Origin of the sequence: Streptomyces sp. NBC_01808, assembly GCF_035917395.1 — a bacterium.
Classification (GTDB): Bacteria; Actinomycetota; Actinomycetes; order Streptomycetales; family Streptomycetaceae; genus Streptomyces.
This window is the reverse complement of record NZ_CP109072.1, coordinates 667978-688848: the sequence shown is the minus strand read 5'-3', so window position 1 is coordinate 688848 and position 20871 is coordinate 667978. Positions and strand designations below refer to the sequence as shown.

The 20871-nt window shown below is 73.8% G+C and carries 17 protein-coding genes, 1 pseudogene and 1 riboswitch; of the genes and pseudogenes, 13 read left to right on the top strand and 5 right to left on the bottom strand.

The window, feature by feature from the left end:
• Position 1 precedes the first annotated feature (1 nt).
• The gene (locus OG946_RS02670; RefSeq protein ID WP_326794543.1) at positions 2-889 is read left to right on the top strand and encodes a hypothetical protein; all 888 of its coding nucleotides are present in this window, start codon (positions 2-4) and stop codon (positions 887-889) included.
• 329 nt (positions 890-1218) lie between these two features.
• Here the strand turns inward: OG946_RS02670 and ptsP are convergent, their stop codons facing one another.
• Both ptsP and OG946_RS02660 read right to left on the bottom strand, forming a co-directional pair.
• A complete protein-coding gene (gene ptsP, locus OG946_RS02665; RefSeq protein WP_326794542.1) occupies positions 1219-2889 on the bottom strand; it encodes a phosphoenolpyruvate--protein phosphotransferase in 1671 nt (556 codons plus the stop codon).
• Between the two features lie 100 nt (positions 2890-2989).
• Positions 2990-3439, bottom strand: coding sequence for a PTS sugar transporter subunit IIA (locus OG946_RS02660; RefSeq protein WP_326794541.1), 450 nt, complete (start codon positions 3437-3439; stop codon positions 2990-2992).
• A 289-nt stretch (positions 3440-3728) separates the two neighbouring features.
• Here OG946_RS02660 and OG946_RS02655 point away from each other — a divergent pair, with 289 nt between their 5' ends.
• From OG946_RS02655 to OG946_RS02610, 10 genes and pseudogenes are all read left to right on the top strand, one after another.
• Complete coding sequence (locus tag OG946_RS02655) at positions 3729-4349, top strand: CDP-alcohol phosphatidyltransferase family protein (protein ID WP_326794540.1); 621 nt, start codon at positions 3729-3731, stop codon at positions 4347-4349.
• A gap of 47 nt (positions 4350-4396) precedes the next feature.
• The gene (locus OG946_RS02650) at positions 4397-6892 is read left to right on the top strand and encodes a mannose-1-phosphate guanyltransferase (protein WP_326794539.1); all 2496 of its coding nucleotides are present in this window, start codon (positions 4397-4399) and stop codon (positions 6890-6892) included.
• A gap of 81 nt (positions 6893-6973) precedes the next feature.
• Entirely contained in the window at positions 6974-7867 is an 894-nt protein-coding gene (locus tag OG946_RS02645; protein ID WP_326794538.1) for a DUF881 domain-containing protein, read from the top strand.
• Complete coding sequence (locus tag OG946_RS02640; protein ID WP_027744874.1) at positions 7864-8196, top strand: small basic family protein; 333 nt, start codon at positions 7864-7866, stop codon at positions 8194-8196. Before OG946_RS02645 ends, OG946_RS02640 begins: the two co-directional genes overlap by 4 nt.
• Before the next feature lie 452 nt (positions 8197-8648).
• Positions 8649-9482: pseudogene (locus OG946_RS02635) on the top strand (DUF881 domain-containing protein); the annotation flags it as partial.
• A 156-nt stretch (positions 9483-9638) separates the two neighbouring features.
• A complete protein-coding gene (locus OG946_RS02630) occupies positions 9639-10463 on the top strand; it encodes an FHA domain-containing protein (RefSeq protein WP_442814256.1) in 825 nt (274 codons plus the stop codon).
• A 33-nt stretch (positions 10464-10496) separates the two neighbouring features.
• Positions 10497-11219 (top strand): transcriptional regulator FtsR, encoded by a 723-nt coding sequence (gene ftsR, locus OG946_RS02625; RefSeq protein WP_326794537.1) that lies wholly within the window; start codon positions 10497-10499, stop codon positions 11217-11219.
• 53 nt (positions 11220-11272) lie between these two features.
• Entirely contained in the window at positions 11273-11746 is a 474-nt protein-coding gene (locus tag OG946_RS02620; protein WP_026276413.1) for a bifunctional nuclease family protein, read from the top strand.
• 158 nt (positions 11747-11904) lie between these two features.
• Positions 11905-12504, top strand: coding sequence for a MerR family transcriptional regulator (locus OG946_RS02615; RefSeq protein WP_326794536.1), 600 nt, complete (start codon positions 11905-11907; stop codon positions 12502-12504).
• A gap of 115 nt (positions 12505-12619) precedes the next feature.
• A complete protein-coding gene (locus OG946_RS02610) occupies positions 12620-13990 on the top strand; it encodes a DNA polymerase IV (RefSeq protein ID WP_326794535.1) in 1371 nt (456 codons plus the stop codon).
• 29 nt (positions 13991-14019) lie between these two features.
• Here the strand turns inward: OG946_RS02610 and OG946_RS02605 are convergent, their stop codons facing one another.
• Entirely contained in the window at positions 14020-14424 is a 405-nt protein-coding gene (locus OG946_RS02605; RefSeq protein ID WP_326794534.1) for a PRC-barrel domain-containing protein, read from the bottom strand.
• 140 nt (positions 14425-14564) lie between these two features.
• A riboswitch (glycine riboswitch) is annotated at positions 14565-14661 on the top strand.
• A 178-nt stretch (positions 14662-14839) separates the two neighbouring features.
• On the opposite strand from OG946_RS02605, the gene gcvP reads away from it, so the two are divergent.
• Positions 14840-17737, top strand: coding sequence for an aminomethyl-transferring glycine dehydrogenase (gene gcvP / locus OG946_RS02600; protein WP_326794533.1), 2898 nt, complete (start codon positions 14840-14842; stop codon positions 17735-17737).
• Positions 17738-17861: 124 nt separating this feature from the next.
• On the opposite strand, the gene OG946_RS02595 is transcribed toward gcvP, so the two are convergent.
• Positions 17862-18068 (bottom strand): DUF5999 family protein, encoded by a 207-nt coding sequence (locus OG946_RS02595; protein WP_326794532.1) that lies wholly within the window; start codon positions 18066-18068, stop codon positions 17862-17864.
• Positions 18069-18325: 257 nt separating this feature from the next.
• The gene (locus OG946_RS02590) at positions 18326-18910 is read right to left on the bottom strand and encodes a hypothetical protein (protein ID WP_326794531.1); all 585 of its coding nucleotides are present in this window, start codon (positions 18908-18910) and stop codon (positions 18326-18328) included.
• Between the two features lie 456 nt (positions 18911-19366).
• On the opposite strand from OG946_RS02590, the gene OG946_RS02585 reads away from it, so the two are divergent.
• The gene (locus tag OG946_RS02585) at positions 19367-20860 is read left to right on the top strand and encodes a glutamate--cysteine ligase (RefSeq protein WP_326794530.1); all 1494 of its coding nucleotides are present in this window, start codon (positions 19367-19369) and stop codon (positions 20858-20860) included.
• The last annotated feature ends 11 nt before the right edge of the window (positions 20861-20871 follow it).

Sequence of the window (20871 nt, the reverse complement as noted above, 5' to 3'; positions counted from 1 at the left end):
CATGGCGCGTACGAGGACGGATGCCCGGCTGCTGCGCCGGGAGATGCCGGGTGCGGTGGGGCTGTTGGCGGATGCCGCGGACTTCGCGGCGATGCGGCGGTATGCGAGCTTTCTGTTCGACGATCACGCAGCGTATCTGCGGCAGGTCGAGGGCGTCCTGCGGGCCCGGGCGACGCAGGGGGCGTACACGACGGTGGCGCTCTTCGACCCACCGGGCTTCGCCCGCTTCTGCGCGGAACGGGGCCTGGAACCGGACACCCCGGCGAGCCGCTGCCGCTACGTGGCGGAGTCCGCCGCCCGCGGCCCGGCGGTGCCGTACGGCGGCCAGCCGATGGACCGCCTGGTGCCCCAACTCCTCGACGCGGCAGCCCGCAGCCGCTCCCGCGAGCGCGCGGCGACGCTGCTGGCGGCGGCGGGCCGCTGCGAGGACTGCGGCGAGCACCGGGCCGACGCGGCACTGGCCCGCGCGGGCCTGCTGGTCGACCGCCTGACGGAGGCCCTGGGCCCGGGCGCGCAGCACGTGGTGACCACGGTCCGCTCGGCGGGCTTCCCGCTGGTCGCGGTGGCCCGCAGCGTGGACCCGCCGGGCCCGCCGGGCCCGCCGCGCCTCCGCCCGCCGGACGGTGAGGCGCTGCGGCTGGTGCTGGCGGCGGGCATCGCCACGTCGGGCACGGGCGGGGTGGTGGCCCGCACGACGGGCGCGGACGGCAGGGAGCGGGTGCGGGGCTGGCGGCTACGGGACGGCTGGCTGGCCCCGTTGACGGAAAAGGAGGTCTACGCGGCGTACTGCACCAACGCGAGAACAGGCGCCCCCCTGCCCCCGGAACCCGACGTCACCTACAGCGCCGGCACCCCGCTGCCCCGCCCGGAGAAGGGCTGCCACCGATGACGGCGGGAGGGGGACGGCGGCTGTCGGCGAGGCGCCGGGGGCCCGAAGGGCCAAGCGACACCGCAACGCCGCGCCGGCGGGCCCGAAGGGCCCTGCCGGATGGTTCGGATCCGGGAGGGGCGTCCCTATCCGCCCATCTGTGCGCGGGCGGGACCGCCACCCGCCTCCGGCGGGCCCGGAGGGCCGCGCCGTGCGGGGTCCGGGGCGGCAGCCCCGGTTTCGGGAAGGGGCGGGGTCGGGGAACAGCCCCCTCGCCGCAACCCCGCGCACAACCCCCGTGGCGCCCTCCGCAGCCCCGCCCGAGTCGGCACCCCGGCCCGGAACAGCCCCTACTCGCCCGACAAGACCGCCCGCGCCGCCTCCCTGGCCTCCTCCGCCGTGTCTGCCGCCCGCGCCGCCGACGCCGCGCGCTCGCACTGTGCCAGCGTGTGCTGCGCCAGCGTCGCCCGGACGTACGGGATCGCCGCCGCGCCCATCGACAGCGACGTCACCCCCAGCCCCGTCAGCACGCAGGCCAGCAGCGGATCCGACGCCGCCTCGCCGCACACCCCGCAGCTCTTGCCCTCCGCCTTGGCGCCCTCCGCCGCGAAGGACACCAGGTCCAGCAGCGCAGGCTGCCACGGGTCCTGGAGCCGCGACACCGCCCCGACCTCCCGGTCGGCGGCAAAGGCGTACTGCGCCAGGTCGTTCGTGCCCAGCGACAGGAACTCGACCTCCTGGAGGATCGCCCGCGCCCGCAGCGCCGCCGCCGGGATCTCCACCATCGCCCCGGCCTTCGCCGCCAGCCCGGCGGACCGGCACGCCGCCGCGAAGTCCGCGGCGTCCTGCCGGTCCGCGACCATCGGCGCCATCACTTCGAGGTACACCGGCAGCCCGGCCGCCGCCTTGGACAGCGCGGTGAGCTGCGTGCGCAGCACGTCCGGGTGGGCCAGGAGAGACCGCAGTCCGCGGACGCCGAGCGCCGGGTTCGGCTCGTCGGCCGGGGTGAGGAACTCCAGCGGCTTGTCGGCGCCCGCGTCCAGGACGCGTACGACGACGCGCCCCTCCGGGAACGCCTCCAGCACCTGGCGGTACGCGTTGATCTGCGCCTGCTCCGACGGCGCCGTCCTGCTGTCGTCCAGGAACAGGAACTCCGTGCGGAACAGCCCCACGCCCTCCGCGCCCGCCGCGACGGCCGCCGGCACGTCCGCCGGGCCGCCGACGTTCGCCAGCAGCGGCACCTTGTGCCCGTCGGAGGTCGCCCCGGGGCCGTTGGCGGCAGCCAGCGCCGCCTTGCGCTCGGCCGCCATCTGCTCCATCTCCGCGCGCTTCTCCGGCCCGGGTGCGACGAACACCTCGCCGGTCGAGCCGTCGACGGCCACGACCGTCCCCTCCGCCAGTTCGACGGCGCCGGGCAGCGCCACCACCGCGGGCACGCCGAGCGCGCGGGCGAGGATCGCGCTGTGGCTCGTCGGCCCGCCCTCCTCGGTGACGAAGCCGAGGACGAGCGAGGGGTCGAGGAGCGCGGTGTCGGCGGGCGCGAGGTCGCGCGCGATCAGCACGTACGGCTCGTCGCTGTCGGGCACCCCCGGCATCGGGACGCCCAGCAGCCGGGCGATGATCCGGTTGCGTACGTCGTCCAGGTCGGCGACCCGCCCGGCCATGTACTCGCCGGCCCCGGCGAGCAGTTCGCGGTACGCCGCGAAGGCGTCGTACGCCGCGCGCTCCGCGGAGGAGCCGACGGCGATCCGCCGCTCCACGTCCGCCGCCAGCTCCGGGTCCTGCGCGATCATGGCCTGCGCTTCCAGCACGGCCTGCGCCTCGCCGCCGGCCAGGTTGCCGCGCGCCACCAGGTCGGCGGCCACCGCCTCCACGGCCTTACGCACCCGCTCCTGCTCGCGCGGCGCCTCCGCCGCGGGAATCTGCCTCGCCGGCGGTTCGAGCACCGCCGTGCCCATGTGCCGTGCCTCGCCGATCGCCACCCCGTGGCTCACGCCGACGCCTTGCAGGGTCGTCTCCATGTCACCAGTCTTCCGCAAGTGCGCGGCGGCGTCCCGCCGAGGCTGTCGTACGCGCACGGGTCGCAGCGCCGGTGCCCGCCGATGGGTCACCGCCGGCCCGTCACTTCCAGGTGAACAGCGTCTCGCCGGCCTTGATCTCCCCGTCCTCCGCCACCGCGGACAGTGCGCCCTCGGCCGCCTCCAGCGCCACCACCGGCGAGATCGGCGACTTGCCGGCCTCCTCGACGGCGACGGTGTCCCAGCGGATGACGGGCTGCCCGCGCTCGACCCGGTCGCCCTTGGCGACGAGCAGTTCGAAGCCCTCGCCGTTGAGCTGCACGGTGTCGATGCCGAGATGGGTGAGCACCCCGTGCCCCTCGTCGTCCACGACGACGAAGGCGTGCGGGTGCAGGGAGAGCACCAGGCCGCCGATCGGCGCGACCGCCTCGGAAGGCCCGCGCTCGGGGTCCACGGCGGTGCCGGGACCGACCATCGCCCCGGAGAAGACCGGGTCGGGTACGGCGGCGAGCCCGATGGCGCGGCCGGTGAGCGGAGACGAGACTTGGGTCATGCCGGGGCCTCCAGAAAACAGCGGGGGGTCGGCGCCGCCCGCATCCGTGGGGGCCGCGCCGCTCCTGAAGCGTAACCAATCGGAACTTGCCATTCCGAACCGAGGGAAGCCGGCCGCGCCCGGCCCCCTCCCGCCCTCCGGGCAGCCCGCAGGGCCGCCTCCCACGCTGCCCCGTGCCCAGCCTCCCGAACCGGCCTGCGCGCGGGCCCGTTCCCGCCGACGGGTAAGGTCAGAGCGCATCGTCGGCGCGTCTGACGGCACCGGCGGGAACGGACGGGGAGGCAGGCGGGTGGAGGCCCAGGAGACGGCTGAATCGAAGGACCGGATCTTCACCGTCCCCAATCTCCTGAGCATGTCCCGGCTCGTCCTGGTGCCGGTCTTCCTGTGGCTCATCCTTTGGCCAGAGTTCGGCGGCCCGAACGCCGACGGCTGGGCGCTGGCGATCCTGGCGTTCAGCGGCATCAGCGACTACCTCGACGGCAAGCTGGCCCGGCGCTGGAACCAGGTCTCGAACCTGGGCCGCATCCTGGACCCTGCCGCCGACCGGCTCTACATCCTGGCCACCCTCGTCGGCCTGACCTGGCGCGGGATCCTCCCGCTGTGGCTCACCATCCTGCTGCTCTCCCGCGACGCGATCGTCGGGGTGGCCGTCTGGCTGCTCGGCCGGCACGGCTACCCGCCGCCCCAGGTGAACTTCCTGGGCAAGTCCGCCACTTTCTGCCTGATGTACGCCTTCCCGTTGCTCCTCCTCAGTGACGCAAGTGGATGGGTGTCGTCACTCTCTGCTATTTTCGGATGGGCGTTCGCCGGCTGGGGTACAGCGCTGTACTGGTGGGCCGGCGGCCTCTACCTCATCCAGGTGCGCCGTCTCATCCGAGGGGACGCCCGCGCGGACACCACCCCCGACTAGGCGGCAGCCGGCATCGCCGTCTCACGCCCAAGGAGGACGCTTCCGATATGAAGGCCGTCGTGATGGCTGGGGGCGAAGGCACCCGCCTGCGCCCCATGACCGCGAGCATGCCCAAGCCCCTGCTGCCGGTGGTGAACCGGCCGATCATGGAGCACGTCCTGCGGCTGCTCAAACGCCACGGGCTGACGGAGACGGTGGTGACCGTCCAGTTCCTCGCCTCCCTGGTGCGGAACTACTTCGGGGACGGCGAGGAGCTCGGCATGGAGCTCACGTACGCCAACGAGGACCGTCCGCTGGGCACCGCGGGCAGCGTGAAGAACGCCGAGGAGGCCCTGAAGGACGACTCGTTCCTGGTCATCTCCGGCGACGCGCTCACCGACTTCGACCTCACCGACCTGATCGCGTTCCACCGCGAGAAGGGCGCGCTCGTCACCGTCTGCCTCACCCGGGTCCCCAACCCGCTGGAGTTCGGCATCACCATCGTCGACGAGGAGGGCAAGGTCGAGCGCTTCCTGGAGAAGCCCACCTGGGGCCAGGTCTTCTCTGACACCGTCAACACCGGCATCTACGTGATGGAGCCCGAGGTCTTCGACTACGTCGAGGCCGACACCTCCGTCGACTGGTCGGGCGACGTCTTCCCGCAGTTGATGAAGGACGGCAAGCCCATCTACGGCTACGTGGCGGAGGGCTACTGGGAGGACGTCGGCACCCACGAGAGCTACGTCAAGGCCCAGGCCGACGTGCTGGAGGGCAAGGTCGACCTCGATCTCGACGGCTTCGAGATCTCGCCCGGCGTCTGGGTCGCCGAGGGCGCAGAGGTGCACCCCGAGGCCGTCCTGCGCGGCCCGCTCTACATCGGCGACTACGCCAAGGTCGAGCAGGGCGCCGAGGTCCGCGAACACTCGGTCCTCGGCTCCAACGTCGTCGTCAAGCAGGGTGCGTTCCTGCACCGCGCCGTCATCCACGACAACGTCTACATCGGTGGCCACACCAACCTCCGCGGCTGTGTCATCGGCAAGAACACCGACGTCATGCGCGCCGCGCGGATCGAGGACGGCGCCGTCATCGGCGACGAGTGCCTGATCGGCGAAGAATCGATCATCCAGGGCAATGTGCGCGTCTACCCCTTCAAGACCATCGAAGCGGGCGCCTTCGTCAACACCTCGGTGATCTGGGAGTCGCGCGGTCAGGCCCACCTCTTCGGCGCCCGCGGCGTCTCCGGCATCCTCAACGTCGAGATCACCCCGGAGCTCGCGGTCCGGCTGGCCGGGGCGTACGCGACGACGCTGAAGAAGGGCTCCAGCGTCACCACCGCCCGCGACCACTCCCGCGGCGCCCGGGCGCTCAAGCGCGCGGTGATCTCCGCGCTCCAGGCCAGCGCCATAGACGTACGGGACCTGGAGAATGTGCCGCTGCCCGTGGCCCGGCAGCAGACCGCGCGCGGCAGCGCCGGCGGCATCATGATCCGCACCACCCCTGGCGTACAGGATTCCGTCGACATCATGTTCCTCGACGAGCGCGGCGCCGACCTCTCGCAGGCCGCGCAGCGCAAGCTCGACCGCGTCTACGCCCGCCAGGAGTACCGCCGCGCGTTCCCCGGCGAGATCGGCGACCTGAGCTTCCCCGCCAGCGTCTTCGACTCCTACACCGGCTCGCTGCTGCGCGCCGTGGACACCGGAGGCATCGCCGAGGCCGGCCTCAAGGTCGTCGTGGACGCCTCGCACGGCAGCGCCGGCCTGGTGCTCCCGAGCCTCCTCGGCCGCCTCGGCGTGGACGCGCTCACCATCAACCCGGGCCTGGACGAGTCCCGGCCGACCGAGACGCCGCAGTCGCGCCGTGCCGGCCTCGTCCGCCTCGGCGAGATCGTGTCCTCCGCGCGGGCCGCCTTCGGCGTGCGCTTCGACCCGGTCGGCGAGCGCATCTCACTGGTGGACGAGAAGGGCCGGATCGTCGAGGACGACCGGGCGCTGCTGGTCATGCTCGACCTGGTCGCGGCGGAGCGGCGCAGCGGCCGGGTGGCGATGCCGGTGACGACGACGCGTATCGCCGAGCAGGTGGCCGCGTACCACGGCACACAGGTGGAGTGGACGACGACCTCGCCCGACGACCTGGCCCGGGTGGCCCGGATGGACGACACCGTCTTCGGGGGCGACGGCCGCGGCGGCTTCATCGTCCCGGAGTTCTCCTCCGTCTTCGACGGCGCGGCCGCCTTCGCCCGCCTCACCGGCCTGGTCGCCCGCACCCAGCTCACCCTCAGCCAGATCGACGCCCGCATCCCGCAGGCGTACGTGCTCTGCCGGGACCTCGCGACCCCATGGGCCGTCAAGGGGATGGTCATGCGCCGGGTGGTGGAGGCCGCGGGCTCCCGCGACGTCGACACCACCGACGGCGTACGGGTCGTGGAGGCCGACGGCCGCTGGGTGCTGGTCCTGCCGGACCGCGCCGAGGCGGTCACGCACCTGTGGGCTGAGGGACCCGACCAGGCGTCCGCCGAAGCCCTGCTCGACGAGTGGGCGGCGGTCGTCGACGGGAGCGGCGACTGACCCGGGCACAGCGGAGCGAGAGTTCACCCAACCCAGGGGTCGCGGCACCATAAGGGCTCCCGGCGTGCAACGATGTCCGGCATGCCGCAGCAGCCCCCCGAACGGAGCAGCGCACCGGCACGCCCCCGTCCGGACGCCTCCATGTCGCTGCTGACCCGGCTGATGGATCACAGCCTGGACGACGGGTACGCCGAGGCCGCCGCGCGCCACGGCACCCGCCCGCGCGGCGAGCGGCTTCCGCAGCGCCTGCGCGGGCGGGCCTGGCTCGCCGCCGGCCTGGTGCTGACCGCGCTGGTCCTCACCGTCGGCGCCGCCGAGGCGCGGATCGAGGCACCCGACCTCGCCCGCGAGCGCGAGGAGCTGATCGAGCGGGTCGAGGACAGGACCGCCGCGGCGGACGACCTCGACCGCACGGTCGAGCGACTGCACGGCGAGGTGGCCGACCGGCAGCGCGAGGCGCTGGAGGAGCACGGCAGCGACGAGGCGGCGCTGCTCGCGCTGCTGGCCGGCGCCGCCGAGGCCCGGGGCCCCGGCGTACGCCTCGTGGTGGACGACGCCGCCGATGCGGGCACCGGCGCGGCCGGCGGCCCGCGCAGCTCCACGAGCTTCGCCGACGACGGCCGGGTGCGCGACCGTGACCTGCAGCGCATCGTCAACGGCCTCTGGCTCGCCGGCGCCGAGGCCGTCTCCGTCAACGGCCGCCGGCTCACCGCCCTGTCCGCGATCCGCGCGGCCGGCGACGCCATCCTCGTCGACAACCGCCCGCTGGCGCCGCCGTACACGGTGCTCGCCATCGGCGACGGCGAACGCCTCCTGGAGCGGTTCCGGGAGAACGCCGACGGCCACTACCTGGACGTGCTCCAGGACAACTACGGCATCAGGGCCGGGATCTCCGCACGCGACGACCTCCGGCTGCCGGCCGCCACCGGCCTGTCCCTACGCCACGCAGAACCGAAGGAGAACAACCCCTCGTGATCGCCGTACTGGGCCTTGTCGCGGGCATCGTCATGGGCCTCGTGGTCCAGCCCGTGGTGCCGGCGGGCCTGGAGCCGTACCTGCCCATCGCCGTCGTCGCCGCGCTCGACGCGGTCTTCGGAGCGCTGCGGGCCATGCTCGACGGGATCTTCGACGACAAGGTCTTCGTGGTGTCGTTCCTGTCGAACGTCGTCGTGGCCGCGCTGATCGTCTTCCTCGGCGACAAGCTGGGCGTCGGCGCGCAGCTCTCCACGGGCGTCGTGGTCGTCCTCGGGATCCGGATCTTCTCCAACGCCGCCGCCATCCGGCGGCACGTCTTCCAGGCGTGATGCCCGTGTCCGACGAGACTCCGCCGAACTCCCCGCGCCCGGGCGACCCGCCCGCCGCGTACCCGCAGGGCACGCCGGGCGTACCGCCGACACCGCCCGCACCGCCGCGCCCACCGGCGCCCCGGCACCAGCCGCCGCGGCACGCCTCGCGCGAGCACTCGCCGCCGCGCCACTCGCGCGACCAGCCGCCGCAGCCGCCGCGCAAGCCGCCGCAGCAGCGGCCAGAGCCGCCCCAGCGGCGGTCCGAGGGGCCGCAGCCGCCCGCACAGCGGCCGCCCGCTCAGCAGCCGCCCCGGAAGCCCCCGGCGCAGCAGCCTCCGGGGCAGCAGCCTCCCGGGGGGCAACAGCAGCCGCCCGGGCAGCAGCGCCCCTCCGGGCAGTCGCGCACCCCGGCGCCGCAGCAGCGTCCGCCCACGCAGCAGCGTCCGCCCACGCAGCAGCGTCCGCCCACGCAGCGGCGGCCTCCCGCGCCGCAGCTCCCCGGCCCTCCCTCGCCGCCCGAGCGCACCGCGCCCGCCGAGCGCTCCGCGCCTCCCGAGCCGCCTGCCCCGCCCGAGCCGGAGCTCGGCGCCGGCCGGCGCCGCCTGGTCGACGCCGTGTGGCCGCTCCGGCTGACCCGCTCGCAACTGATCGTCGCCCTGCTGCTGTTCGTCCTCGGCCTGGGTCTGGCCATCCAGGTCCGCTCCACCGGCGAGTCCAGCGCGCTGCGCGGCGCCCGCCAGGAGGACCTCGTACGGATCCTCGACGAACTCGATGACCGCACCCAGCGGTTGGAGGACGAGCGGGAGCGGCTGGAGGACCAGAAGGCGGAGCTGGAGAACAGCTCCGACCAGGCGGAGGAGGCGCGCCGCCAGACCGAGGCCAAGGAGCGCCAGCTCGGCGTGCTGGCCGGCACGGTCGCCGCCGAGGGCCCCGGCATCGAGATCACCGTCCGTGGTCCCGAGGGCGCCGTCGAGGCGGACATGCTGCTGGACACGATCCAGGAGCTGCGCGCGGCCGGTGCGGAGGCGATCCAGATCAACGGCGTGCGCGTGGTCGCGGGCACGCACTTCGCCGACGCCGGCGAGAGCGACGTGGCGATCGACGGGCGCCGGGTCTCCCAGCCGTACGTCTTCCGCGTGATCGGCCGGGCCGAGGATCTGCAGCCCGCGCTGAACATCCCCGGTGGGGTGGTTCAGACCATGGAGGAGGAGCAGGCTACGGTGTCCATCGAGCCCCGGGACACGGTCCTCGTGGACGCCTTGCGGCGGGAGAAGCGGCCTGACTACGCTCGGTCGTCGTCGTGACCTCATGGTTACGGGGGGTCGACGCATCGGCTGCGGTCGCGTAAGGGAAACTGTCCGGGGGTTGTGGACGTTCAGTGAATGTCCGGTGCCGCTGATGCGCGTGTCGAGTGACCTGCTCGTACACGGGCCTGTCCGACGGTCAAGGGGAAATCGCCCGTGAAGTTGTTCGCTAAGTTGTTCGGGAGGGGCTCGGCGGATCGGCCGGGCCGGCACCGCGCCGCGTCCCAGGGCGGCGAGGCCGGCGAGCGCGCCTTGTACCGGGATCAGGCGCCTCCGCCGCCCGGCGACATTTCGGGTGGTCAGGGCGAGTCTTATGTTGACCCTGCCGCGTCGGGCCGCATAGGTTTCGGGGAACCATCAACCTCAAGTGCGGGTGGAGGGTTCGCCCCCGGCTCGCATCCGCCCGACGCCGCTGCGGGCGCTCCGCAGCAGGAGGCACAGTCCATGGACCTGCCGGTATGCAACAGGTGTGGGGCCCGGAACGCCCAGGCGAGCCGGTTCTGCTCCAACTGCGGCGCCCCGCTGCGGGCCGGTGTGGCCGAGCGTCCCTCGGAGACCACCACCACGATCTCCATCTCGGGCATCGAGGCATACGAGGCCGAGGCCGCCAGCGGCGGGCAGACGCTGCCGCCGCTGTCGCCCGAGGCGCAGGCGGCCGTCGACGCGCTGCCGCCCGGCTCCGCGCTGCTCGTCGTCCGCCGCGGCCCCAACTCCGGGGCGCGCTTCCTGCTGGACAGCGAGCTGACCACCGTCGGGCGCCACCCGCAGAGCGACATCTTCCTGGACGACGTCACGGTCTCCCGGCGGCACGTGGAGTTCCGCCGGACCCCTGACGGCCGGTTCTCGGTCGCCGACGTCGGCAGCCTCAACGGCACGTACGTCAACCGCGAGCGGATCGACGAGTTCGAGCTGACCAGCGGGGACGAGGTGCAGATCGGAAAGTTCCGGCTGGTGTTCTTCGCCAGCCGGCGCGCCGCCTGAGGGCGGGGAGCACACGACCACGGGACGGAAGCGATGGGCGACACCCCGAGGGGCGGCACCGCCGCTCCGGAAGCGGACCGGCCGGACCGACGCCGGGCGCGCGACCGGCAGTTGAGCATCGGGGGCGTCCTCGCCGTGCTCCGCGAGGAGTTTCCCGAGGTCACCATCTCCAAGATCCGCTTCCTGGAGTCGGAGGGCCTGGTGGAGCCGCAGCGCTCGCCGGGCGGCTATCGCAAGTTCGGCGCCGCGGACGTCGAGCGGCTGGCCCGGATCCTGCGCATGCAGCGGGATCACTACCTGCCGCTCAAGGTCATCCGTGAGCAGTTGGACGCCGACCCCGTGGCCGGCGCCGGGACCGGGGCCTCCGCCGTCGCGGAGGCCCCGCACGATCCCCGTATCGACCGGGAGACGCTGCTGCGCACCGCCGCGGTCGGCGAGGACGAGCTGGCGTCCTGGGAAGAATTCGGTCTGGTCGCCCCGGACGCCGACGGGCTCTACGACGCGGACGCGGCCGCCGTCGCCCGCCTGGTGGCCGAGCTGGGCAGCTACGGGGTGCAGGCGCGCCACCTGCGCGGCCTCAAGGCCGCCGCGGACCGCGAGGCCGGCCTCGTCGAACAGGTCATCGGCCCGCTCCGGGGGCACCGCAGCCCGCAGACGCGGGCCCACGCGGAATCCACCGCCGAACGGCTGATCGAGCTGTCCGCGCGGCTGCACACGACCCTCGTACGGTCCTCACTGCGGGTCGCCGGCAACTGACCGGTCCCGTGCTCGACTACCCAAAACCGCCGGGGTCGGCCTAGGGTTGCTGTGTGAACGAGCTCGACGTTGTGGGTGTCCGGGTGGAAATGCCCTCGAACCAACCGATCGTTCTCCTGCGTGAAGTGGGCGGCGACCGGTACCTCCCCATCTGGATCGGTCCTGGGGAGGCGACGGCGATCGCCTTCGCGCAGCAGGGCATGACCCCCGCGCGCCCGCTGACCCATGACCTGTTCAAGAATGTGCTGGACGCGGTCGGCCAGGAGCTGTCCGAGGTCCGGATCACCGACCTGCGGGAGGGCGTGTTCTACGCCGAGCTGGTCTTCTCCGGCGGCGCCGAGGTGAGCGCCCGCCCCTCCGACGCCATCGCGCTCGCGCTGCGCACCGGCACGCCGATCTACGGCAGCGAGGGCGTGCTCAACGACGCGGGGATCTCGATCCCGGACGAGCAGGAGGACGAGGTGGAGAAGTTCCGCGAGTTCCTCGACCAGATCACGCCCGAGGACTTCGGTACGAACCCCCAGTGAGAGCCGCCCCCGGTAGCCCGCCCGGGCCTACCGCACGGGCGCCGTCGGCAAACCACCCGTAGGGTGATGAGCACCCGGCGTGCGCCGTGTGGCGTTCGTTGACGCGCCCGGGGCGACTGCCTACCGTCGGGTGGCAGGTCAGGGAGCGGGAGGTCGGCGTGGTGGTCACGGGCGGCGGGAGATCGGCCGGTGGGGGCGGAGCTGTTCCGCTGTACGGGCACGGCGCGGAGCCCGCGAGGCGGCCGCAGGCCGCGTCTGCGGCCCCGGACGAGGTCGGCTACCGGGGACCGGCGGCGTGCGCCGCGGCCGGCATCACGTACCGGCAGCTCGACTACTGGGCCCGTACGGGCCTGGTCGAGCCGAGCGTCCGCCCCGCGAACGGCTCGGGCGCCCAGCGGCTCTACGGCTCCCACGACGTCGTCGTACTCAAGATCGTCAAGCGGCTGCTGGACGTCGGGGTCTCGCTGCAGAGCATCAGGACGGCCGTGCGCCACCTGCGCGCCGCAGAGCCGGCCGACCTGCGGCGGATGACCCTCATCAGCGACGGCGCCACGGTCTGCGAGTGCACGTCACCCGACGAGGTCGTCGAGCTGCTCCAGGGCGGCCAGGGGATCTTCGGCATCGCCGTCGGCGTGGTCTGGAGAGACGTGCAGGCCGCCCTCGCGCAGTTGCACGCGGAGCGCATCGACACCGGCGAGACGCTGGTCGGGCACAACGCCGCCGACGAGCTGGCGCGCCGCCGCAGCCGCGCCGGCTGACGCCCCTCCGGCAGCCCGGCCGGTGGCGTCCCGCGCCCCGGCCCGCACGGCGCCGTCACGGCCGTCTGACGGCCGCTGCGGGGCCGATGTCGTACCCATGGGGGACCATCACCGTGTGAGAAGCGCCCCGTCAGTCCTGCACCTGGACATGGACGCGTTCTACGCCGCCGTCGAGCAGGCCGCCAAGCCGAGCCTCAGGGGCAAGGCCGTGATCGTCGGCGGTCTCGGCCCCCGCGGCGTGGTGGCCACCGCGTCGTACGAGGCCCGGGTCTTCGGGGTGCACTCGGCCATGGCCATGGGCATGGCCCGCCGGCTCTGCCCGAACGCCGCGTTCCTCATCCCCCGATTCCGGCTCTACCAGCAGGTCAGCGGCCAGGTCATGGCGCTGCTCGGGGAGCTGTCGCCGTTGGTGGAGCCGCTGAGCCTGGACGAGGCGTTCGTCGACCTCGAAGCCGGCGGCACGCCCGCGGAGGAGGCGGCGCTACGGAGCGTGGCGCGCCGGCTGCGCGCCGACATCCGCGCCGCCACGGGCCTCACCGGGTCCGTCGGGCTCGCCGCCTCCAAGATGCTCGCCAAAGTCGCCTCCGAGCTGGCCAAGCCGGACGGGCTCGTCGTGGTCCCGCCGGGCGGCGAGCGGGCGCTGCTGGGGCCGATGAACGTGCGTACGCTGCCGGGCGTCGGCCCGGCGACGGCGGACACGCTGCGCCGGGCCGGGATCACCACGGTCGGGGAGGTCACGGACGCCGGCGAGGACGAGATGGTGCGGCTGCTGGGCAAGGCGCACGGCACCGGGATTCACGTGATGGCGCTGGGTCTGGACGAGCGGCCGGTGGTCGCGGACCGGGACACCAAGTCCGTGTCCGTCGAGGACACCTTCGACGTCGACCTCACCGACCGGGTCCGGATCCGCACCGAGGTCGAGCGGCTGGCGCGGCGGTGCGTGACGCGGCTGCACGGCGCGGGGCGCTCCGGCCGCACGGTGGTCCTCAAGGTCCGGCGGTACGACTTCTCCACCCTCACCCGCTCCGAGACCCTGCGCGGGCCCACGGACGACCCGGCCGTGGTCACCGAGGCGGCGCTGCGGCTGCTGGACAGCGTGGAGACGACCGCGGGCGTGCGGCTGCTGGGCGTCGGCGTGAGCGGGCTCGCGGACTTCACGCAGGAGGACCTGTTCGCGCAGGCGGGCCAGGCGCCGGAGGTGCAGCACGGGCCGGTGGACGCCGACGGCCCGGTGGCGCTGCCGCCGCCGGAGCCGCCCCCGCGGCCCGCCGCGGCGGAGCCGGAGCCGGCCGCGCCGCAGTGGCTGCCGGGGCTGGACGTGCGGCACGCGGAGCACGGCCCCGGCTGGGTGCAGGGCAGCGGCGTCGGCCGGGTCACCGTGCGGTTCGAGGTGCCGGGCTCCGCGCCCGGGCGGGTGCGTACGTTCGCCGCGGACGACCCGGCGCTGACGCCCGCGGACCCGCTGCCGCTGGCGCCGGGCGGCTGACGCCGGCGCTGATGTCCGGCGGCTGCCGGTCAGTCGTCGGAGCCGGCGACCTCGCCGAAGTCCCGGTCCTGCGGCGGCTGCTGCTGCGGCTGGGTCTTGGCGACCTCAGGCGGCAGCGTCATGCCGTAGTGGTGGTAGAGCTGGAGCTCCTGCGCGGGGGAGAGGTGCCGGCCCACACCGAAGTCCGGCGCGTCCTTGATCAGCTCCCGTTCGAACGGGACCCGCAGCCCTTCGTCCGCCAGCTCGCTCGGCCCCAGCGGCACGAACGCGTCCCGGTGGAACAGGCCCGTGCGCACCGCCGCCCACTGCGGGGCGCCGGTGGCGTCGTCGAGGTACACCTCGTCGACGGTCCCGAGCTTGTCGCCGTTGCTGTCGTACGCGCGCACGCCGATCAGGCTCCGGGGGTCGATGTCGGTCTGCACGGTGCCTCCCACGTCTCGTCACAGCTCCGCTGCCTCCACGTAACGGCACAACCCGCCCCGCGGCCACTCGGCGGGCGCCGCCCGGGCGCACGGGAGCCGGCGCCCGCGCCGGGATGCGCGGGGGCGTGCGCTGGTACGCTGATCGTGGCTGCAGACCCCGTGCGGGAGAGTCCTCCGCCCGCCAGCCGGAGGCGCCGAAGGAGCAACTCCTCCCCGGAATCTCTCAGGCCCCCGTACCGCACGGACGAGGTCACTCTGGAAAGCAGGGCGGGCCGCCGCGCGGCCCTTCCTCACCGACGGTGCAAGCCGGGCCGCCCGCAGTCAGGGCGTGCCGGTGAAGCTCTCAGGTCCGGATGACAGAGGGGGAGGCCGTACGGGTGCCCGGCCCAGGGGCATCCGCGAAGGTCCGCGCGACCAGGAGGCCCCTTTGTCCGAGACGAACGCCCACCGCATCCCGCTTTCCGCCCTGGAGCGCGGCACGCCCTTCGAGCAGCGCCACATAGGACCGGACGCGGGCGACCGGGCCAAGATGCTCGCCCAGGTCGGCTACGGCTCGCTGGACGAGCTGACGGAGGCCGCCGTACCCGGCTCGATCAAGGGCACCGGCGCGTTCACGCTGCCCGCGGCCCGCTCCGAGGCCGAGGTGCTGGCCGAGCTGCGCGGCCTGGCGGCGCGCAACGAGGTGCTCACCTCCATGATCGGCCTCGGTTACCACGGCACCCACACGCCGCCCGTCATCCTGCGCAACGTCATGGAGAACCCCGCCTGGTACACGGCGTACACCCCGTACCAGCCGGAGATCTCCCAGGGCCGTCTGGAGGCGCTCCTCAACTTCCAGACCGTCGTCTCCGACCTCACCGGGCTGCCCACCGCCGGCGCCTCGCTGCTCGACGAGGGCACGGCCGCCGCCGAGGCGATGGCCCTGTCCCGGCGCGTCGGCAAGGTCAAGGACGGCGTCTTCCTGGTCGACGCCGACACCCTGCCGCAGTCCGTCGCCGTGCTGCGCACCCGGGCGGAGCCGACCGGCGTCGAGGTCGTCGTCGCGGACCTCGCCGACGGCATCCCCGCGGAGGCGGCGGAGCGCGGCGTCTTCGGCGTGCTGCTGCAGTACCCGGGCGCCTCCGGTGCCGTACGGGACCTCGCGCCCGTCATCGAGCGGGCGCACGAGCTGGGCGCCGTCGTCACCGTCGCCGCCGACCTCCTGGCGCTCACCCTGCTGACCTCGCCCGGGGCGCTCGGCGCCGACATCGCGGTCGGCTCCAGCCAGCGGTTCGGGGTCCCCATGGGCTTCGGCGGGCCGCACGCCGGCTACATGTCCGTACGCGAGAAGTTCGCGCGCAGCCTGCCCGGGCGGCTCGTCGGCGTCTCCAAGGACGCGGACGGCGCGCAGGCGTACCGGCTGGCCCTCCAGACGCGCGAGCAGCACATCCGCCGCGAGAAGGCCACCAGCAACATCTGCACCGCGCAGGTGCTGCTCGCGGTGATGGCGTCGATGTACGCCGTCTACCACGGCCCCGAGGGCCTGGTGGCCATCGCCCGGCGCACCCACCGCTTCGCCGCGATCCTCGCCGCGGGCCTGCGGGCCGGCGGCGCCGACGTGGTGCACGGCGCGTTCTTCGACACCGTCACCGTCCGCGTCCCCGGCCGGGCCGCCGAGGTGACCGCCCGCGCCCGCAACGCCGGCGTCAACCTCCGCCTCGCCGACGCCGACCACGTCGGCATCTCCTGCGACGAGACCACGGTCCGCGAGCACCTGGCCGTCGTCTGGGACGCCTTCGGCGTCACCGGCCGGGACGTCGGTGAGCTGGACGCCGCCACCGCCGACGCGCTGCCCGCCGGGCTGCTGCGCACCGACGAGTACCTGACCCACCCGGTGTTCCACCGGCACCGCTCCGAGACCGCGCTGCTGCGCTACCTGCGCACGCTCGCCGACCGGGACTACGCGCTGGACCGCGGCATGATCCCGCTCGGCTCCTGCACGATGAAGCTCAACGCGACCGCCGAGATGGAGGCTGTCACCTGGCCCGAGTTCGCCGGGCTGCACCCCTTCGCCCCCGCCGACCAGGCCGCGGGCTATCTGACCCTCATCCGTGAGCTGGAGGAGGGCCTGGCCGCCGTCACCGGCTACGACAAGGTCTCCCTGCAGCCCAACGCGGGATCGCAGGGAGAGCTGGCGGGCCTGCTGGCCGTACGGGCGTACCACCGCGCCAACGGCGACGAGCGCCGCACCGTCTGCCTCATCCCGTCCTCCGCGCACGGCACCAACGCCGCCTCCGCGGTGATGGCCGGCATGAAGGTCGTGGTGGTGAAGACCGCGGAGAACGGCGAGGTCGACGCGGACGACCTGCGCGCGAAGATCGAGCAGTACGGCGACGAGCTGGCCGTCCTCATGGTCACCTACCCCTCGACGCACGGCGTGTTCGAGGAGCACATCACGGAGATCTGCGACGCCGTGCACGCCGCCGGCGGCCAGGTGTACGTGGACGGCGCCAACCTCAACGCGCTCGTCGGCCTCGCGGGCCCCGGGAAGTTCGGCGGCGACGTCTCGCACCTGAACCTGCACAAGACGTTCTGCATCCCGCACGGCGGCGGCGGCCCCGGCGTCGGCCCGGTCGCGGTCCGCGAGCACCTGGCCCCGTACCTGCCGAACCACCCGCTGCAGCCCGCCGCGGGTCCCGAGACGGGCGTGGGGCCGGTCTCGGCGGCGCCGTGGGGCTCGGCCGGGATCCTGCCGATCTCGTGGGCGTACATGAAGCTCATGGGCGAGGACGGGCTGCGCCGCGCCAGCCAGGTCGCGGTGCTCGGCGCCAACTACGTGGCCAAGCGGCTGGAGCCGCACTTCCCGGTGCTGTACGCGGGTCCCGGCGGGCTCGTCGCGCACGAGTGCATCGTCGACGTACGGCCGCTGACCAAGGCGACCGGCGTGTCCATCGACGACGTGGCCAAGCGGCTGATCGACTACGGCTTCCACGCCCCGACGATGTCGTTCCCGGTGGCGGGAACGCTGATGATCGAGCCGACCGAGAGCGAGAACCTGAGCGAACTCGACCGGTTCTGCGAGGCGATGATCGCGATCCGGCGGGAGATCGAGCGGGTCGGCACGGGGGAGTGGGACAAGGACGACAACCCGCTGGTCGGCGCGCCGCACACCGCGGCGCAGCTCGCGGGGAAGTGGAAGCACCCGTACGGGCGTGAGGAGGCCGTCTTCCCGGCCGGGGTGACGCCCGCGGACAAGTACTGGCCGCCGGTGCGCCGGATCGACGGCGCCTACGGCGACCGCAACCTGGTGTGCTCGTGCCCCCCCTTGGACGAATACGACGCCTGACGTACGCCGGCGCGTGTCCCGCACCCGGCCCGGCGCCCCCGCGCCGGGCCGGCGGCGTGCGGGGCGGGTGCGCGGCCGCGGAAACCGGCCGGCGGGCGGCGGCCGGGACCGCCGCCCGGGCAGGTCAGGCCGCGGCGGTCACGTCGTCGGCGTTCGGCGGCCGGTGCGGCGCGATGATCCGGCCGTCGGGCAGCAGCTCGCCGGTGTCCTCGAACAGCAGAACGCCGTTGCAGAGCAGGCTCCAGCCCTGCTCCGGGTGGTTCGCCACCGGGCGCGCCGCCTCCCGGTCGGTGGACTGGGCGGTGGGACAGGATGGCTGGTGCTGGCACATGGCTGGGTACTCTCGCCGTTTCGTGGTCTCGGTCCTGCGGTCTGCAGATGTCATCGCCGCCCCCGTGTCGACTCGTTCCGCAACCAGTGTTCCCCCGCGCGCGTCAATTCGCAGGGATTTACCGTCAGGTGGTCTCCGGGGCAGAAGACGCATCACCCTCGCGGGCGGTTGCTCGGTGCCGGACCATCCTTTCGGGGGGTGCACCGGCAGGGAGTGGACTAGTCCACAGCGGTGATCAGACCGTGACCTCGCCGTGATCAGGCGGACGAGCCGAGCAGCCGCGCGCCCGCCAGCCGGTCGCGCAGCGCCGGCAGCAGGTCGCTGGCGCGGTGCGCGCGGTGGGCCCGGATGCCGGGCGGCGCGGGCGCCAGCGGCACCAGCAGATCCGCCGGGTCGACCGTGCCCGACTCGGCCGGAGCGGTGGCGTCGGCGCGCAGCCAGAGCGTCACCATGTACAGCTCGGGTACGGACAGCAGTCGCGGCTGCAGCAGGGCGGGCAGCGACTCGGCCTGGCGCAGGGCGCGTTGGGTGGAGGCGACGTACGGGCCCTCGGAGAAGTGCGAGAAGGCCCAGCCGTCCGGGGTGATCCGCGCCTCCGCGGCGGCGACGACCCGGCCCTCGGCGGCGAGGTGGAACCGCCAGCCGGTGAGCGCCGCGTGCGGTGTGCCGTCCGCCGCGCCGACCCCCGCCAGGACGTGGACGGGCAGCGCGTCCGTCGCGTCCGCCGCGCTCCCGGACACCGGCGCGAGCGCACGGGTCCCGCGCACCGCCGTCGGGGACTTCAGCGCGGCGTTGACGCTGCGCAGAGCCGGGGAGGGGGGCGTAAGGACGCTGAGCGTCATAGGGGTCGCCTACCTTCGACAGACGTGGAGCAGAGCAGGGGGCAAGATGCGGACGGCGCTGTCTGCAAGCGGGGCCAGAGGGGACCGCATCCGTGCAAGGGGGCGCCAACTCTCTGCCTCGTTCGCGAATTTTATACGACTACCGGTGGAGGTCCTTCCGCCTAGCCGTCCGGGTGAATTCCGCAAGAGGATTCTCGGTCGAATATCCGCTGGTCTTTCCGGAACATCAGCGAGAATCACCTGACGGGCGCGGTAACGGCCGGCACCCGGGGTCGGCCGGATCTCGTCGGGGATGGCGACCCATCGGCGAGCGGTGGTGCGCGCGACCGGCGGTGTGCGGTCGGAACGATGCCGTCCGGCGCGGCGGTCAGCGTAGCCGACGATACGGCGGCTGCGGGCGTCAGGGTACCCGCGTCTGGGCATCATCCCGGGCAGCCGAGCCGAGGAGGAACCTCGATGGGCGAGAAGGTCGTGGCCGGCGGGTTCGACCTGTCCGACCGCCGCCGCTATCGGCAGCGGCTCCGCGAGTGTCTCGTGGTGCTGGAGCGACTGCTGGAGGAGAAGAGATTCGACCGCCCGCAGAACCTGATGGGGCTGGAGATCGAGTTGAATCTCGTCGGTGCGGACGGCATGCCGCAGATGATGAACACGGAAGTGCTGGAGCGCATCGCGAGCCCCGACTTCCAGACCGAACTGGCCCAGTTCAACCTGGAAGTCAATATCGCGCCCCACCGGCTCACCGGCCGGGTGCTCGACCAGCTCGCGGAGGAGCTGCGCACCGGCCTGTGGTACGCCGACCGGCAGGCGCGCGAGGTGGGCGCCGGGATCGTGATGATCGGCATCCTGCCGACGCTGACCGCCGCCGACCTGGTCTCCGCCAACCTCTCCGAGGTCGACCGCTTCCACCGGCTCAACGAGCAGATCCTCGCGGCCCGCGGCGAGGAGATCCACCTCGACATGCGCGGGGTGGAGGAGCTGACGTACACCACCGGCTCCATCGCCTCCGAGGCCGCGTGCACCTCCGTCCAGATGCATCTCCAGGTCACCCCCAACCGGTTCGCGGACGTCTGGAACGCCTCGCAGGCGGCGGCGGCCGTGCAGGTCGCGCTCGGCGCCAACGCGCCGTTCGTCTTCGGCCGGGAGCTGCTGAGCGAGTCGCGGCCCGAGCTGTTCCTCCAGGCCACCGACACCCGGCCGCCGGAGTACCGCGCCCAGGGCGTGCGCCCGCGCGTCTGGTTCGGCGAGCGCTGGATCACCGAGCCGCTGGAGCTGTTCGAGGAGAACCTCCGCTACTTCCCGTCGCTGCTGCCGCTCTGCTCCGCGGAGGACCCGCTGCGCGTCCTGGACGAGGGCGGGGTGCCGGAGCTGTCGGAACTGGTGCTGCACAACGGCACCGTCTACCGCTGGAACCGGCCCGTGTACGACATCGCCGGCGGCGTCCCGCACCTGCGGGTCGAGAACCGGGTGCTGCCCGCGGGCCCGACCGTCACCGACGTCGTCGCCAACGCGGCGTTCTACTACGGCCTCGTGCGCACCCTCGCCGACGAGCAGCGGCCCGTCTGGGGCCGGCTGCCCTTCGACGGCGCGGCGGCCAACTTCGCCGCCGCCTGCCGGGACGGCATCGACGCCACGCTCGTGTGGCCAGGACGGCGGCGGCTCGGCGGGGTGGCGCGGGTGCCGGTGGTCAAGCTCGTACGGGACGAACTGCTGCCCATGGCCGCCTCCGGGCTGGACGCCTGGGGCGTCGACCCGGCCGACCGGGACCGCTACCTCGGCGTCATCGAGGAGCGCTGCCGGCGCCGGGTCAACGGGGCGTCGTGGCAGTCGGCGACGTTCCACCGGGCGCTCGGGCGCGGGCTGGACCGGGGGGCGGCGCTCGCGGAGATGACGCGGCGCTATGTGGAGCTGACGCGCACGGAGGAGCCGGTGCACCGCTGGCCGGTGGACTGACGCGGGGCCGG

Coding starts and splice junctions, on each gene's coding strand:
- OG946_RS02670 (WP_326794543.1), top strand. CDS start 2: ATGGCGCGTACGAGGACGGATGCCCGGCTGCTGCGCCGGGAGATGCCG.
- ptsP (WP_326794542.1), bottom strand. CDS start 2,889: ATGGAGACGACCCTGCAAGGCGTCGGCGTGAGCCACGGGGTGGCGATC.
- OG946_RS02660 (WP_326794541.1), bottom strand. CDS start 3,439: ATGACCCAAGTCTCGTCTCCGCTCACCGGCCGCGCCATCGGGCTCGCC.
- OG946_RS02650 (WP_326794539.1), top strand. CDS start 4,397: ATGAAGGCCGTCGTGATGGCTGGGGGCGAAGGCACCCGCCTGCGCCCC.
- OG946_RS02645 (WP_326794538.1), top strand. CDS start 6,974: ATGCCGCAGCAGCCCCCCGAACGGAGCAGCGCACCGGCACGCCCCCGT.
- ftsR (WP_326794537.1), top strand. CDS start 10,497: ATGGGCGACACCCCGAGGGGCGGCACCGCCGCTCCGGAAGCGGACCGG.
- OG946_RS02595 (WP_326794532.1), bottom strand. CDS start 18,068: ATGTGCCAGCACCAGCCATCCTGTCCCACCGCCCAGTCCACCGACCGG.
- OG946_RS02590 (WP_326794531.1), bottom strand. CDS start 18,910: ATGACGCTCAGCGTCCTTACGCCCCCCTCCCCGGCTCTGCGCAGCGTC.
- OG946_RS02585 (WP_326794530.1), top strand. CDS start 19,367: ATGGGCGAGAAGGTCGTGGCCGGCGGGTTCGACCTGTCCGACCGCCGC.